The sequence below is a fragment of the Ornithinicoccus sp. genome (assembly GCF_057176825.1).
In genome coordinates, this window is the sequence record NZ_CM169976.1 from 3284555 (window position 1) to 3299842 (window position 15288).

The window sequence follows — 15288 nt, forward strand, 5'->3', positions numbered from 1 at the left end:
AGCCGACCCGCCTCCCGCCCGCCCTCCCCCTGCCGGCGGGGCCGGTGGGTAGGCTCGGGCCATGTCCGCGCTGCCCCCCACCGTGTCCCCCCTGTTGCTGTCCGTGGACCACGTCGGCATCGCCGTGCCGGACCTGGACGCCGCGATCGCCTTCCACCGGGACGTGCTGGGGCTGCAGGTGGTGCACGAGGAGACCAACGACGACCAGGGTGTCCGCGAGGCGATGCTCGCCGTGGGGGGCGAGGGCGGCGGGGCCCAGATCCAGCTCATCGCACCGACCTCACCGGACTCGGCGATCGCCCGCTTCCTGGACCGCTCGGGCCCGGGGCTGCAACAGCTGGCCTACCGGGTGGCCGACGTCGAGGAGGTCGCCGACGCACTGCGCGCGGCCGGGCTGCGGCTGCTGTATGACGAGCCGCGCCGGGGCACCGCGGGCAGCCGCATCAACTTCGTCCACCCGAAGGACACCGGGGGCGTCCTCGTCGAGTTGGTGCAACCCGGTGGGCAGTGAGCGCCGCGGCCCGCTCGGGCTGCTCCGGCTCTCGGACCGGATCCGGACGGCGGTGACCGCGGACCCCGGCCCGACCGGGGACTCCCCGAACGGCTCGCCCCCCGGACGGGGGGGCAGGACCGGCACGGCCGACGGCGCGTCCGGGCGGAGCCGCGGGCCGAACGTGCTGCGCCGCTGGCAGAACTACCGCGAGCGCCAGTTGGACCTGCTCGCCGAGAGCAACCAGTTGCGCCGCGAGCAGGTGGAGGCCGCCCAGACCCCCCGCGCCGCCCAGCCAGCTGCGGCCGCCCCGGCCGAGCAGCCGACCACCGGAGGGACCGAGGAGCGGTCCCCGACCGGCATCAGCATCCGGTCCCCCTTCTACTTCGGGTTCGTGGCCGCGCTCGGCGTCTTCACGGCATACCTCCTGGCGACCAACCTCGCGAGGCTGAGCTCGGTGATCACCTTCGTGGTCGTCGCCTTCTTCCTCACCGTCGCCCTCAACCCCCTGGTGGAGGCGCTCTCGCGGCGCGGCCTCCCGCGGTCCGGCGGAGTGTTCGTGGTGTTCGTGGGGTTGCTCGGCGGCGTCGCACTGCTGGGCTTCCTGGTGATCCCGCCGATCGTGAGCGAGACCGGGACGTTCTTCGAGCGGGCCCCCACCTACATCGACGACCTCGAGCACACCCAGTGGTTCAACGACCTGGACCAGCGCTTCGACATCACCTCCCGGTTCAGCGAGGAACTGGAGCGGCGGCTGACCGACAGCGAGTTCGTCACCACGGTGTTCGGCGGTGTGCTGGGCGCCGCCGGGTGGGTGGCCATCGGGGTGGTCGGCATCCTGTCCACCCTGATCCTGACGCTGTACTTCATGGCCGCGCTGCCGGCGGTGAAGGACGCGGCCTACCGGATGGTCCCGGCCAGCCGCCGCCCCCGGGTGATCTACCTGGCGGAGGAGATCATGCGCCGGGTCGGTGGCTATGCCCTGGGGCAGATCCTCGTCGCCACGGTGAACGGCACCTGCTCCTGGATCATGATGGAGATCCTCAACATCCCGTATGCCGTGGTGCTGGCCGCGATGGTCGGCATCCTGGGCCTGATCCCGCTGGTCGGCGCCACCCTCGGCGCCGCGATCGTGGCGGCGGTCGCGCTGTTCCAGGACCCCACGCTGGCGCTCATCGTCATCGCGTACTACGTCATCTACCAGCAGGTCGAGAACTACGTGATCGTCCCGCGCATCATGCACCGCACGGTCTCGGTGCCGGGGGCGGTCACCGTCGTCGCCGTGCTCGCCGGCGGCACCCTGCTGGGCGTGCTCGGCGCCCTCCTGGCGATCCCCGTTGCCGCGGGACTGCTCCTCATCTACGAAGAGGTCGTCGTCCCCCGCCAGTCCAAACTCTGACCATTTTCGTAGCGAGATTGTCGTCCCAGCACGTCTTTTCGTAGCGATTCTGCGCGAACAGATCCGCTACGAAGTCCGCCCCGTGCCGGGCAAAGTCATCACAAAAATTGGGGTGGGGTTGACCGGACGACCATTGACAGGTCCCCGCGCCACGGGCCAGACTCGGGCCTGCCGCTCACATGTCACATGGATGTGCACATATGAGCACCCGACGAGGCGAGGAGGGCTCGGAGATGGGTTGGCGAGGCACCGGTCGCACGGGAGCCGTGGTGGTGGCTGTGCTCCTGGGCTCGGCAGCGTGCGGCTCGGACGGGGACGGTGCGCAGGGGGGCAGTGACCGGCTCACCATCGCCACCGTGAGCAACGCCGATGCCACCCGGATGCAGGAGCTCGCCCACCACTTCACCGAGGCCAACCCGGGCGTGGACCTGGAGTGGGTGACGTTCGAGGAGAACGAGCTGCGGCAGCGGGTGACGACCGACATCGCGACCGACGCGGGCCAGTTCGACGTCGTGATGCTGGGCGCCTACGAGGTGTCGATCTGGGCGGATCGGGACTGGCTGGTGCCGCTGGAGGACCTGGGCGAGGACTACGATGTCGACGATCTGCTGCCACCGGTCCGGGAGGCGCTCTCCCACGGCGGCACCCCGCACGCACTCCCCTTCTACGGCGAGTCGGCGCTGACGATGTACCGCACCGACCTGTTCGAGGACGCTGGCCTGGACATGCCGGACCCCCCCACCTGGGACTTCATCAAGGAGGCCGCGGCGACCCTGGCCGAGCAGGAGGGCCAGACATATGGCATCTGCCTGCGGGGCAAGCCCGGCTGGGGCGAGAACATCGCCTTCATCACCGCCATGGCCAACTCCTACGGTGCCCGGTGGTTCGACCCCGAGTGGGCCCCGCAGTTCGACACCGAGCCCTGGCAGGCCGCGCTCACCGACTACGTCGCCCTGGGCGAGCACGCACCACCGGGCTCGGCCGACCACGGCTACCTGGAGAACCTGGAGCTGTTCAGCAACGGCGAGTGCGCCATCTGGGTCGATGCCACGGCGGCGGCCTCCTACGTCAGCGACCCGGAGTCCTCCCAGGTCTCCGAGGACGTCGGCTTCGCGCTGGCCCCCGACGCGGGGTTGGAGCAGCGCGCCCACTGGCTGTGGGCCTGGTCGCTGGCCGTCCCGGAGAGCTCGGAGCGCCGGGACGAGGCGGTGGCCTTCGTCACCTGGGCCACGTCCACGGAGTACACCGAGCTGGTGGCCGAGGAGTACGGCTGGCTGCACGCCCCGCCGGGCACCCGGACCTCGCTGTATGAGAACCCGGACTATCTCCAGGCCGCGCCGTTCGCCGACCTGACCCTGGAGTCGATCGGGGCCGCGGACCCGCAGCAGCCCACGGCCGAGGAGGTCCCCTACACCGGGATCCAGTACGTGGCGATTCCGGAGTTCCAGGGCATCGGGACGGCGGTCGGATACCGCTTCTCGGCGGCGCTGGCCGGCGACATCACCGTGGCCGAGGCCCTCGAGGACTCCCAGTGGGTCACCGAGCAGGTCATCGAGCGCACCCGCTTCATCGAGGAATAGCCGACAGGCGAGGACCCAGGAGGAACGATGGGGAGCCCCACCACCGAGGAGAGGCAGGCTGAGCTGGCTGCCATGGACCCGGAGCAACTCCCGGTCCCTGATCACCGGCTGAAGTCCAGCGGACACTTCGCGGGGCTCTACGCTGCCGAGCACGTCGCCGCGACAGAGTTCGTGTTCGGCGCCACCTTCGTCGCGCTGGGGGCAGGGATCTGGGACATCCTGGTCGGGCTCCTCATCGGCAACACGCTCGCGATCCTGAGTTTCTGGCTGATCACGACACCGATCGCCCGCCAGGCGCGGTTGAGCCTCTACACCTACCTGCAGAAGATCGCCGGCGACTCGATGTCGCGCATCTACAACGGGGCCAACGCGATCATCTTCGCCGTCATCGCCGCGGCGATGATCACCGTGTCGGCCACCGCGGTGCGGCGCATCTTCGGCATCCCAGCCCAGGTGGACCCTTACCCCAACCACATCGGCTTCGTCATCATCGCGGTCCTGTTCAGCGCGGTCGCGGTCCTGGTGGCCGTGTTCGGCTTCAACGCCCTGGCGGAGTTCGCCGGCATCTGCGGGCCGTGGCTGATGGTGATGTTCACCGTCGGCGGCATGGTCCTCCTCCCGGCGGTCACCGAGTCGATCACCGGCTACACCACGCTCAACGGCTTCTCCGACTTCGTCGACGTGGCCAGCGCCACGGTCTTCACCGGGATCAACGCCGAGGGCCAGCCGGGGATCGGCATGCTCGAGGTCGCCGGCTTCGCCTGGGCCGCCAACACCTTCGCCCACTTCGGGCTGATCGACATGGCCTTGCTGCGCTATGCCAAGAGCTCCAACGCCGGTCTGGCCACCAGCACCGGCATGATGTTCGGACACTACGTGGCGTGGATCTCCGCCGGTCTCATGGGCGCCGCCACCGCGGCCATCACCCAGACCAGCATCGTGATGCTGGACCCCGGGGACGTCGCCTGGTATGCCCTCGGCATCGCCGGCTTCGCCACGGTGATCGTCGCGGGCTGGACGACCGCCAACTCCAACCTCTACCGCGCAGGATTAGCGGCCCAGGCGGTCTTCCCGCAGTTCTCCCGGGTCAAGGTGACGCTGGTGACCGGGCTCGGGGTGGTCGTCGCCAGCTGCTTCCCGTTCATCTACATCAACCTGCTCCCGCTGCTCACCTACGCCGGCGTCATCCTGGTGCCGGTCGGCGGCATCGTCTTCGCCGAGCACCACCTGTTCCCCCGGATCGGCCTGACCCGCTTCTGGTACAAGTACAAGGGCGACCAGCACAACGTGCCCGCCCTGCTGAGTTGGGCCATCTCCCTGCTGGCCGCCGTGGGGATGATCCTGCTCGACTTCATGCCCTACTTCTACATCTTCCTGCCGACCTGGCTGATCTCGATCCTGGCCTACACCTGGCTGGCCAAACGGTTCGGGGCCGACCAGGCCTACCCGGAGGGCGAGGCCGAGGAGCAGGAGTTCCAGGAGCAGGTCGCGCAGTTCCACGAGGAGCGGGGACGCGAGGAGGGCGTGGAGACGATCAAGGACACGACGCCGCTGGGCCGAGGGATCAAGGTGGTCTACATCGTCGCGCTGCTGGTCTGCCTCGCCGCCGCCTGGCGCACCCTGTTCGACAGCCCGGACCTCTACACCTACTACGTGAACCGGGAGACGTTCTACACCGTCGCCCTGTGGACCACGATCGTCTACTTCGTCTTCGCCTACTGGGGCCTGCAGCGGACCAAGCGGCTGACCGCCCGCGCCAAGGCCGAACGCCCGGCCCCACCGAAGGACACCACCGCACCCCGGCTGGGCTGAACCGGGCCGCCCGGCACGGACCAGTCCCTGCACCCGGTCGTGGGTGCCCGAGACCGCCCCGTATGCCGTGTCCTAGGTTGGGTGCATGCGCGCCACTGTTCTCCAGCAGCCCGGGTCCCCGCTCACCGTGGAGGAGGTGGCGATCGCCCCGCCCCAGGCGGGCGAGGTCCTCGTGCGGGTCGTGGCGTGCGGGGTCTGCCACACCGACCTGCACGTGATGAAGGACGAGGTGGCCTTCCCCACGCCGTGCGTGCTGGGCCACGAGATCTCCGGGTTCGTGGAGGAGGTCGGCGACGGCGTCGTCGGCCTGGCTCCGGGAGACCGGGTCGTCGGATCGTTCATCATGCCGTGCGGCACCTGCCGGCACTGCGTGCGCGGACGGGAGGACATCTGCGAGGTCTTCTTCTCCCAGAACCGGCTGCGCGGCACCCTCTACGACGGGACGAGCCGACTGTCCCGGCCGGACGGCTCACCGCTGGCGATGTACTCCATGGCCGGGCTGGCCGAGCACGCGGTGGTGCCGGCCACGGCGGTCTACCCGGCCCCGGAGGGGCTGGACCTGGTCGACGCCGCCGTGCTCGGGTGCAGCGTCTTCACCAGCGTCGGGGCGGTGCGCAACGTGGGCCGCGTCCAGGTCGGCGAGAGCGTCGCCGTGGTCGCCGCCGGCGGCGTGGGGCTCAACATCGTGCAGGTGGCCAAGGCGTTCGGCGCCAGCCTGATCATCGTGGTCGACGTGGTGCCGGAGAAGCTGGAGCTGGCCCGCCGGCTCGGCGCGACCCACACCATCGACGGGCGCGCGGAGGACCACGTGGAGCAGGTGCGGGCCGTCACCGGCGGGCGGGGCGTCGACGCCGCGTTCGAGGCGCTGGGCCGCCCCGGCACGGTGGACACCGCCATCCGGGTGGCCGACGACGGCGGCCGGGTGGTGCTGGTCGGGATCGCCCCGGTCGGGGTGAAGGCCGAGTTCGACATCACCCATGTGGTGCGGCGCAAGATCCAGATCCTCGGCTCGTTCGGCGCCCGCGCCCGCAGCGACATGCCATTGGTGCTGGACCTGGCCGCCTCCGGCCGACTCGACCTGGCCGGCATGATCACCGACCGGTTCTCCCTGGACGAGGCTCCCCTGGCCTATCAGAAGCTGGCCGCCGGCGAGGTCGTCGGCCGCGCCGTCATCGAGGTCTCCCGCCCCTGAGCGTGGCGCCCCCCGGGCCCGTGCCTCAGGCCCAGGACCCTCCCGGCGGGCGGGAGCCGCGGGCGTTCCAGCACGTGGTGTGCCAGTGCCGCCGGTTCTCCAACCCCTGCATCGCCTCGCTGGGCCAGACCACGGTGTGGGCCAGCGCAGCCGACAACTCCTGCTGGCAGCCCGGGCAGCGGAAGCGGCGCCCGGAGTTGTTGCCCCGCACCTGTCGCACCGTCCACAGCTGGCCGGCGAACTCCACCTCCTGGGTGGCAGACAGCTGGAGCGGCCGGGGCCCGGCGGGGCGGGCGGGCCGGCGCGCCCCGCGCCGGCCGCGGGGCCGGTTGGAGCGGGGCATCAGTCCTCGGTGCCGGCCCCGGTGAAGGGGCGGTCCAGCAGCACGTGCTCGACCAGCAACGGCGAGGGCGCCAGGTGGGGCGCGAAGCCGCCGGTGCCGGAGTAGAGCTCCTCGGTGCCGGCGAGCACCTCGTCGGCACCGATGTGGTCGATCATCGCGAACGGCCCCATGGGGTAGCCCAGGCCGTACTGGATCGCCGTGTCGATGTCCTCGACCGAGGCGTAGCCCTCGTCGAGCATCCGGACGGCGTCGTTGAGGTGGGTCATCAGCAGTGCGTCGACCACCAGGCCGGTGCGGTCCCTGCTGACGACCGGCTCCGCACCGATCCCCCGGACGAACCCGCGCAGCGCGGCCACCGTCTCAGGCGACGTGGCGTGGCTGGTGCCGACCTCGACCACCTGGCCGTTGCCGGTGGGCGCGTGCACCCGCAGCACCACCGTCTCGGCCGGGCGCCCGCTGAGCGCCGCGAGGGCCACGGACGAGTAGGTGTTCACCGTGGCCAGGACGGCGCCGTCGCGGGCCACCTCGCCCAGCTCGGCGAACAGGTCGTCCACGTCCCGCCCGGTGAGCTCCTCCTCGGTGGTCGCCTCACCCTCGTCCTGGGCCTCGACCACCAGGTCGACATCGGCCACCCCCGACAGGTCCCCCGCCGGGTCGCTCAGGTGCGTGACGGCATACCCCTCGCTCTCGAAGCGGGCCACCAGCTCGGCGGCGACGGCCCCGTCCCCGACCACGGCCACGCTCCTGATGGCCGCGCTCTCGGCGTCCGGCCCCGGGGTCAGCTCGTCGGCCGCCAGGTCGCGGCCGCCCGGCCCCTCGTAGCTGTAGAAGCCGCGCCCGCTCTTGCGGCCCAGCCGCCCGGAGACGACCATCCGCTCCAGCATCGAGCTGGGCGCGTGCAGCGGGCTGCGGCTGTGGCCGTAGATCACCTCGCCGATGTGGTGGCAGACGTCCAGGCCGACCAGGTCCATCAGGGTCAACGGCCCCATCGGCAGCCCGGCGCCGACCCGCATCGCGGTGTCCAGGTCCTCCCGGCTGACGTGCCCGTGCTCGACCATCGTCAGCGCCGTGTTGAGGTAGCCGAATAGCAGGTAGTTGGCCACGAACCCGGCCCGGTCCCCCACCACGACCGGCCGCTTGCCCAGCCCCGCGACCAGGTCACGGACCGCCCCGGTGACGGCCTCGTCGGTGCGCAGCGTGTGGATGACCTCGACCAGCTGCATCACCGGGGCCGGGTTGAAGAAGTGCACCCCGACCACCCGCTCGGGGTGGGCGGTCGGCGCGGCGATCGCGGTGATCGACAGGCTCGAGGTGTTGCTCGCCAGCACGGCGTCCTCGGCCACGATGCCGTCGAGCGCGCCGAACACCTCGTGCTTGAGCTCCAGCACCTCGGGCACCGCCTCAACGACCAGGTCGGCCGGGGCGAGGTCATCCATCTCGGTGGTGACGGTGATCCGGTCCAGGATCTCCTGGCGTCCCGCCTCGTCCAGCTTGCCGCGGGACACGGCACGGTCCATGGAGCGGGTCAGGATGTCCCGGCCCCGCTCGGCGAACTCCTGCGAGCTCTCCACGCCGATCACGGTCAGGCCCCCTCGGGCGAAGACCTCCACGATGCCGGCACCCATGGTGCCCAGGCCGATCACTCCGACGGTCCGGATCTGCTTACCCATGGGTCACATCCTCTCACCGGCCGGGATCCCGCCGCGGGTTAGGGTGGCCGGCGTGCGAGTGGTGATTGCCGACTGCAGCGTCGACTACGAGGGTGCCCTGCAGGCGCACCTGCCGCTGGCGACCCGACTGCTCATGGTCAAGGCCGACGGCTCGGTCCTGGTGCACTCCGACGGCGGCTCCTACAAGCCGCTGAACTGGATGGCGCCGCCGTGCTCGATGACCGAGCTGGAGCCGGACGAGGCCGAGGCGCAGGAGGGGGTGGCCGCGGTCTGGCTGGTCCGGCACGCCAAGCGGGAGGACACCCTGCGGATCCGCCTGTATGCCGTGCACAGCGACACCGCGCACGCGCTCGGCGTGGACCCGGGGCTGGTGAAGGACGGGGTGGAGTCCCAGCTGCAGGCGCTGCTGGCCGAGCACATCACCACGTTGGGCGAGGGCTACTCGTTGCTGCGCCGGGAGTTCCCCACCGCGATCGGCCCGGTCGACATCCTGTGCCGCGACGCCGACGGTGCCACGGTGGCGGTGGAGATCAAGCGCCGCGGGGACATCGACGGCGTCGAGCAGCTCACCCGCTATCTGGAGCTGCTCAACCGGGACCCCGCGCTGACCGTCAAGGGCCAGGTCCAGGGCGTCTTCGCCGCCCAGGTGATCCGGCCGCAGGCCCGCACCCTGGCGACCGACCGCGGCATCCGCTGCGTGACCCTGGACTACGAGGCGTTGCGCGGGATGGACGACGCGGAGTCGCGCCTGTTCTAGGGCCCGCTGACCCGCCCCGGTGCTGGCACAATCCCCCCATGACCCGTCAGGCTGCCATCTCCGCACCCAACCCCGTCGCCGCCCAGGCCGGCCAGGCGGCGCTGGCCTCCGGCGGCAACGCCGTGGACGCCGCCATGGCGGCGATGATCACCGCGACGGTGACCGAGCCGGGGGTGGTCTCCCCCCTGGGCGGCTGCTACATCAACATCTGGCCGGTGGACGGCGACCCGGTGGTGATCGACGGCAACGTGGAGATGCCCGGCCGCGGCGCCGACCCCGCGCGGTTCGGCGCGGGACTGATCGAGTGCGTCACGACATACGGGGGCGGCCTGACCACCTATGCCGGGCCCGGGTCGGTGGCCACGCCCGGGATGTTCGCGGCGATGGGGCTGGCCAGCGAGCGGTACGGCCGGGCCCCGTGGGCCGAGCTGTTCCCGGTGGCCGAGCACAGCGCCAGGGCGGGGTTCCCGCTGAGTCAGACCGGCGCGATCTACTTCCCCCTGGTCGCGCACACCATCTTCGGCTGGGACCCGGTGACCCGGGGGCGCTACACCGACGACGGCGGCTCCTGGCCGGCCGGTCACCTGATCGTCGACGAGGACCTGGCCCAGACCCTGGCCCAGGTGGCCGCGGAGGGGGCCTCCAGCCTGTACACCGGCGACCTGGGCCGGGCCATCGCGGCCGACGTGCAGGAGCGGGGCGGGCTGCTCACCGCCGAGGACCTGAGCGCCTACCGTGCCGTGGTGCGCCCGGCGCTGCGCACCGCGTTCGGGCCCTGGGACCTGGCGTGCAACCCGCCTCCGTCGATCGGCGGGCCGGTGCTCACCGCGATGCTGCGGGCGCTGGGCGACATCGCCGGCCCCGTGTCGGCCGACCGCGCCGCGCGGGCGATGGAGCAGGTGCTGGACCTGCGGATGCACCGGATCGACACCGCCGAGGACCTGCACGCCGCCGGGGAGGAACTGCTGGCGACCATCGCGGCCTTCGGCGACGTCGGCCTGCCCACCTCACCGGACACCGCGCACGTCTCCGTCGTCGACAGCGACGGCACCGCCTGCGCGCTCACCGCGTCCGCGGGCTACGGCTCGGGGATGACCGTGGCCGGCACCGGACTGATGGCCAACAACGCGTTGGGCGAGCCGGAGTTGAACCGGCGGGGTCTGCACGTCCTGGCCCCGGGCACCCGGATGGCCTCCAACATGTCGCCCACGACGGCCCGGCACGCCGACGGCTCCCGGCTGGCGATCGGCTCCCCCGGGGCGGACCGGATCACCACGGCCCTGCTGCAGGTGCTGCTGCACTTCTGCGTGCACGGCGAGGAGCTGCAGCACGCGATCAATGCGCCGCGGCTGCACGTGCGGCACCTGGAGGACGGCACCGCCCGGATCGACCTGGAGCGGGACGAGCACCTGACGGCGCAGTTGGCCGATCACGACCTGCCGCTGCACGAGTACGAGCCGCAGGACATGTACTTCGGCGGGGTCGGGGCCGCGCTGCTGTCCCACGACGGGACGCTGAGTGCCGGGGCGGACCCGCGGCGTGCCTCGGCGACGGCCGTGGGCTAGGGCCGGGGAGGGCTGAAGGCTCGGTGTGCTGCGGGGCGTCAGCGCAGGGCGGCGGGCGGGAACGGCGGCGGGATGACCGCGGGAGCGCCCTGGTAGCCGGACAGCGAGCTGGCGGTGTCCAGCCTCGTCATCACCAGGTGCAGTTTGGTCAGGCGGAACAGCCGCTCCAGCCGGTCGGAGGCCTCGGCGATGACGAGCCGGCGTCCGCCACGGCGGGCCCGCTGGTGCAGCCCGACCAGCACGCCCAGGCCGCTGGCGTCAGAGACCTCCGCCTCGGCCAGGTGCAGCACCAGGTCGCCCTCGCCCGCGGCGAGCAGCCGTTGCAGCTGGGCCCGGACCTCCGGGACGGTGCGCACCCCGAGCACGCCACGGATCGTCGCCTCGCGGCCGGGTGAGTTGACCAGGATCTCGACCGGTCCCCGCCACACACCTGCTGCACTCGTCATCGACGTTCCCCTATCTGCGTCGTCCCGGCATTTCTACTGCTAAGAACGTCACGGTGGCCCGAACCGTTGCTGCGCCTCGGATCACGTTTTGATAACGATAGCCCAGCGGTGTCCACAACACGGGGAACGGCACGGGAACGGCCCGCATCTGAGACGATCGCGGCATGGTCATCCTGAACCGCATCTACACCCGCACCGGCGACGACGGCACCACGGCGCTGGGCGACTTCAGCCGCACCGGCAAGAACGACCCGCGCCTGGTCGCCTACGCCGACACCGACGAGGCCAACTCCTGCCTGGGGGTGGCCATCGCCTGCGGCGCGTTGCGGGAGGACGTGGCCGCGACCCTGACCCGGGTGCAGAACGACCTGTTCGACGTGGGGGCCGATCTGTGCAACCCGCTGCGCGGCAGCTATGAGCACCCGCCGCTGCGGGTCCAGGAGGAGTGGGTGCAGGAGCTGGAGGCCGACTGCGACCGGCACAACGAGGAGCTCACCAAGCTGCGCTCCTTCATCCTGCCCGGCGGGTCATCGGGCGCCGCGCACCTGCACGTGGCCCGGACGGTGGTCCGGCGGGCGGAGCGCGCGGCCTGGGCCGCCATCGAGGCGTATGGCGTGGAGCCGGCGGGTGCGGATGCCCCCAAGGGCGAGGGTGGGGTGAACCCACTCACGGCGACGTACCTGAACCGGCTCTCCGACCTGCTCTTCATCCTGGGACGGGTCGCCAACCTGGAGCGGGGCGGCGACGTGTTGTGGCAGCCGGGTGGCGGCCGGGCCTAGGTGAGCTGCTCGACCAGTCGGGGCACCGAGGCGAACTCGGCGCGGTGCCGCTCCAGGCTGCTGCGGCTGCGTCCTTTGGCCATGCTCCCGAGCAGGTGCCAGAGGGCCGCGAACGACCAGTGGTAGGCCAGCGAGGTCAGCTCGGCCTCCGTGGTGCGGTGCTCTCGGTACTCCTCGAGGAAGACGGCGGTGGTGCGGTCGAGGATGTCGAGGTCGGTGCGGTCGGCGCGGGACAGCCTTGCCCGGGCCCGGTGCACGAACTCACCCAGGTCCCGTCCCGGGTCACCCGGGACGGCCCGGTCCAGGTCGATCACGGTGACGACGCCGGCGGGGGGATCGAGGAAGACGTGCTCGGGATGGTAGCGCCCGTGGGTGGTGCGGTGGACCGCGTGGGCGGTCGGCGGGTTCCGGGCGAGCAGGGTCTGGAGCAGGCCCGCGGTCTCCTCCGCCAGTTCCGGGTGCGCCGCGGCCAGCACGTCCCGCCGGGCCACCAGCCGGTCCAGCGGCGCGCGTGCCCGGTCGGTGGTGCGGACCACCGCGGTCGGGGTCTCGTGCAGGTCGGCCAGCCAGCGGGCGGCCCCGCGCACCCCGTCCAGCCAGCGTCGGGCGGGCTCCGAGGGCGGCGACCGGTCGTGGACGAGCGAGGTCAGCGGGTCCCCCGGCGCGGCTTGCAGGACGACCAGGTTGTCTTCGGGGCGGTGCTCGAGCACGGCGGGGACGCGGTGCTCGGCGTCGTCGTCGAAGCCTTCGTCCCGGAGGGCCGTCAGCACCACGACGCAGCGCTCCGCCTCCGCGGGGGTGGCGTAGGTCTTGACGTAGACCGAGCGGCCCTCGTGGGTGTGCCGCACGACCCTGCGACCGGCGCCACGGTCACGGACCAGGGTCCTGGTCGGAGGCGTCGTTGCCATGCTCGACCCTACCGAAGACGTGGCCGTCGGGCACGCCCCCTGCCGGAGGCCTACGCGACGTTGGCGTTCCAGCCCGGGGGCACCGACTCCAGCCACGCGCGCAGCGCGGTGTAGTGCTCCTCCCCGAGCGCCAGGTCGAACGTCTGGTTGCCGTAGCGGCAGGAGACCTGGATACCGGGTGTCCCCGGCACCAGGACCGGGCACTCCCCCTCGGGGGCGGGACGGGCGATCCCCAGGTCGAGGTGGGCGCGCTCCCAGGTGTGCTGCACCCGCATCGAGCGACCGCCCGGACCATGGTGGTCCAGGCGGTCGTGGTCATAGCGCAGCGTCCCCGGGGTCCAGGGGTCCTCGGCAGTGGCGCGGTAGCAACACGGCACGGAGCGGGGCCCCCCGTCCCCCACGAAGTGCGAGAAGGCGAACAGTCCGATCCCGAGCAGCAGGCAGGCGGCGACGACGCCCATCGCCACGAGGAGGATCGCGCCGCCGTCCACGTCAGTCCGTCGTGCTCGCGCTCAGGGACCCTTCGACCTGCTCGGCCACGATCGTCACCCGGTCGTGGTCCACGGACAGGAAGCCGGAGTCGATGTGCACGCTCTCCCGCCCCGCGGACGTGTCAATGCTGACCTCACCGGCCACCAGCACCCCGAGGAGCGGGGCGTGGCCCGGCAGGATCCCCAGGTCCCCCTCGGTGCTCCGGGCCCGGACGGACTGGGCCTCTCCGGACCACACCTTGCGGTCGGCGGCCACGAGTTCCACCTGCAACGCACTCACGCGTCGTGTCCCTTCGGTCGTTGTGCGGGTTGATCAAGTCTAGCCGGATGCGACGGTGCCGATCGCCGCGCGGGTGTGGCGGGCGCGGGGATCGGCACCGTGAGCATCTCAGCTCAGGAGTTCTTCTCCAGCTCGGCGGCCTGACGCTCCACGTCGTCCAGGCCACCACACATGAAGAAGGCCTGCTCGGGCACGTGGTCGTACTCGCCGTCGGCCACCTTGGTGAAGGCCTCGATGGTGTCGGCCAGCGGCACGGTCGAACCCTCGATGCCGGTGAACTGCTTGGCGACGTAGGTGTTCTGCGACAGGAACCGCTGGATCCGGCGGGCGCGGCCGACGAGGATCTTGTCCTCCTCGGAGAGCTCGTCGATGCCGAGGATCGCGATGATGTCCTGCAGCTCCTTGTAGCGCTGCAGGATCGACTTGACGCGCACGGCGGTGTCGTAGTGGTCCTGGGCGATGTACCGCGGGTCCAGGATCCGGCTGGTGGAGGTCAGCGGGTCCACGGCCGGGTAGATACCCATGGACGCGATCGGCCGGGACAGCTCGGTGGTGGCGTCCAGGTGGGCGAAGGTGGTCGCCGGGGCCGGGTCGGTGTAGTCGTCGGCCGGCACGTAGATCGCCTGCATCGAGGTGATCGAGTGACCACGGGTCGAGGTGATCCGCTCCTGGAGCACGCCCATCTCGTCGGCCAGGTTCGGCTGGTAGCCCACGGCCGAGGGCATCCGGCCCAGCAGGGTGGAGACCTCCGAGCCGGCCTGGGTGAACCGGAAGATGTTGTCGATGAACAGCAGCACGTCCTGCTTCTGCACGTCGCGGAAGTACTCCGCCATCGTCAGCGCGGACAGCGCGACCCGCAGCCGGGTGCCCGGCGGCTCGTCCATCTGGCCGAAGACGAGGGCGGTCTGGCCGAGCACGCCGGCCTCCTCCATCTCGACCATCAGGTCGTTGCCCTCACGGGTGCGCTCGCCCACCCCGGCGAACACCGACACACCACCGTGGTCGCGGGCCACACGGGCGATCATCTCCTGGATGAGCACCGTCTTGCCCACGCCGGCGCCGCCGAACAGGCCGATCTTGCCGCCCAGCACGTACGGCGTCAGCAGGTCGATGACCTTGATGCCGGTCTCGAACATCTGGGTCTTGGACTCCAGCTGGTCGAAGGCCGGGGCCTCGCGGTGGATACCCCACCGCTCGGTGACCTCGAGGGTCTCGCCCTCCTCCAGGTTCAGGCAGTCACCGGTGGCGTTGAAGACCTTGCCGAGGGTGACGTCGCCGACCGGGACCGTGATGGGGCCGCCGGTGTCCTGCACCGCGGCGCCACGGACCAGTCCGTCGGTCGGCTGCAGCGAGATGGCGCGGACCATGTTGTCGCCGATGTCCTGGGCGACCTCGAGGTTGATGTTCTGCGCGCCGTTGCCGAGGTCGACCTCGGTGGTCAGCAGGTTGTAGAGGGATGGGGATCTTGCCCGGGGGGAACTCGACATCGACCACGGGGCCGATGATGCGGGCGAGGCGGCCGACGCCCCCCTCCGTCGGGGTCGGCGCCGTGGTGTCCGTGACAGTGGCAGTCATC

14 protein-coding genes and 1 pseudogene are annotated in these 15288 nt (G+C 71.4%); 8 read left to right on the forward strand and 7 right to left on the reverse strand.

The window, feature by feature from the left end; translation table 11 throughout:
* The first annotated feature begins 61 nt into the window (after positions 1 to 61).
* The 5 genes from mce (at position 62) to AC1QRC_RS16440 (ending at position 6473) form a co-directional block, all read left to right on the forward strand.
* Positions 62 to 511, forward strand: a complete 450-nt coding sequence (gene mce / locus AC1QRC_RS16420; protein ID WP_484204332.1) for a methylmalonyl-CoA epimerase — start codon at positions 62 to 64, stop codon at positions 509 to 511.
* Positions 501 to 1889 carry an AI-2E family transporter gene (locus AC1QRC_RS16425; RefSeq protein ID WP_484204333.1) on the forward strand — a complete coding sequence of 463 codons (1389 nt, stop codon included), beginning with the start codon at positions 501 to 503 and terminating at the stop codon, positions 1887 to 1889. Before mce ends, AC1QRC_RS16425 begins: the two co-directional genes overlap by 11 nt.
* 200 nt (positions 1890 to 2089) lie before the next feature.
* Positions 2090 to 3469: an ABC transporter substrate-binding protein gene (locus tag AC1QRC_RS16430; protein ID WP_484204334.1), complete on the forward strand. Its 1380-nt coding sequence runs from the start codon at positions 2090 to 2092 to the stop codon at positions 3467 to 3469.
* Positions 3470 to 3496: 27 nt separating this feature from the next.
* Positions 3497 to 5281, forward strand: a complete 1785-nt coding sequence (locus AC1QRC_RS16435) for a purine-cytosine permease family protein (protein ID WP_484204335.1) — start codon at positions 3497 to 3499, stop codon at positions 5279 to 5281.
* Positions 5282 to 5366: 85 nt separating this feature from the next.
* On the forward strand, positions 5367 to 6473 hold the full coding sequence (locus tag AC1QRC_RS16440; RefSeq protein ID WP_484204336.1) for a zinc-binding dehydrogenase: 1107 nt from the start codon (positions 5367 to 5369) through the stop codon (positions 6471 to 6473).
* A 25-nt stretch (positions 6474 to 6498) separates the two neighbouring features.
* Here AC1QRC_RS16440 and AC1QRC_RS16445 read toward each other — a convergent pair whose 3' ends face one another.
* Positions 6499 to 6816 (reverse strand): hypothetical protein, encoded by a 318-nt coding sequence (locus AC1QRC_RS16445; RefSeq protein ID WP_484204337.1) that lies wholly within the window; start codon positions 6814 to 6816, stop codon positions 6499 to 6501.
* Positions 6816 to 8486 (reverse strand): 3-hydroxyacyl-CoA dehydrogenase family protein, encoded by a 1671-nt coding sequence (locus AC1QRC_RS16450; protein ID WP_484204338.1) that lies wholly within the window; start codon positions 8484 to 8486, stop codon positions 6816 to 6818. Before AC1QRC_RS16450 ends, AC1QRC_RS16445 begins: the two co-directional genes overlap by 1 nt.
* Positions 8487 to 8538: 52 nt before the next feature.
* Here AC1QRC_RS16450 and nucS point away from each other — a divergent pair, with 52 nt between their 5' ends.
* Entirely contained in the window at positions 8539 to 9243 is a 705-nt protein-coding gene (gene nucS / locus AC1QRC_RS16455) for an endonuclease NucS (RefSeq protein ID WP_484204339.1), read from the forward strand.
* A 38-nt stretch (positions 9244 to 9281) separates the two neighbouring features.
* The gene (locus AC1QRC_RS16460; protein ID WP_484204340.1) at positions 9282 to 10808 is read left to right on the forward strand and encodes a gamma-glutamyltransferase; all 1527 of its coding nucleotides are present in this window, start codon (positions 9282 to 9284) and stop codon (positions 10806 to 10808) included.
* A gap of 38 nt (positions 10809 to 10846) precedes the next feature.
* Here AC1QRC_RS16460 and AC1QRC_RS16465 read toward each other — a convergent pair whose 3' ends face one another.
* Positions 10847 to 11254 carry an STAS domain-containing protein gene (locus AC1QRC_RS16465; RefSeq protein WP_484204341.1) on the reverse strand — a complete coding sequence of 136 codons (408 nt, stop codon included), beginning with the start codon at positions 11252 to 11254 and terminating at the stop codon, positions 10847 to 10849.
* A 164-nt stretch (positions 11255 to 11418) separates the two neighbouring features.
* On the opposite strand from AC1QRC_RS16465, the gene AC1QRC_RS16470 reads away from it, so the two are divergent.
* Positions 11419 to 12033 carry a cob(I)yrinic acid a,c-diamide adenosyltransferase gene (locus AC1QRC_RS16470; RefSeq protein WP_484204342.1) on the forward strand — a complete coding sequence of 205 codons (615 nt, stop codon included), beginning with the start codon at positions 11419 to 11421 and terminating at the stop codon, positions 12031 to 12033.
* On the opposite strand, the gene AC1QRC_RS16475 is transcribed toward AC1QRC_RS16470, so the two are convergent.
* From AC1QRC_RS16475 to atpD, 4 genes and pseudogenes are all read right to left on the reverse strand, one after another.
* Positions 12030 to 12941, reverse strand: a complete 912-nt coding sequence (locus tag AC1QRC_RS16475) for an aminoglycoside phosphotransferase family protein (RefSeq protein ID WP_484204343.1) — start codon at positions 12939 to 12941, stop codon at positions 12030 to 12032. The two genes, AC1QRC_RS16470 and AC1QRC_RS16475, sit on opposite strands and share 4 nt — an antisense overlap.
* 50 nt (positions 12942 to 12991) lie before the next feature.
* Positions 12992 to 13432 (reverse strand): DUF2550 family protein, encoded by a 441-nt coding sequence (locus AC1QRC_RS16480; protein ID WP_484204344.1) that lies wholly within the window; start codon positions 13430 to 13432, stop codon positions 12992 to 12994.
* A gap of 1 nt (position 13433) precedes the next feature.
* The gene (locus tag AC1QRC_RS16485) at positions 13434 to 13712 is read right to left on the reverse strand and encodes a F0F1 ATP synthase subunit epsilon (protein ID WP_484204345.1); all 279 of its coding nucleotides are present in this window, start codon (positions 13710 to 13712) and stop codon (positions 13434 to 13436) included.
* 113 nt (positions 13713 to 13825) lie between these two features.
* A pseudogene (atpD, locus tag AC1QRC_RS16490) lies at positions 13826 to 15287 on the reverse strand (F0F1 ATP synthase subunit beta).
* Position 15288 lies beyond the last annotated feature (1 nt).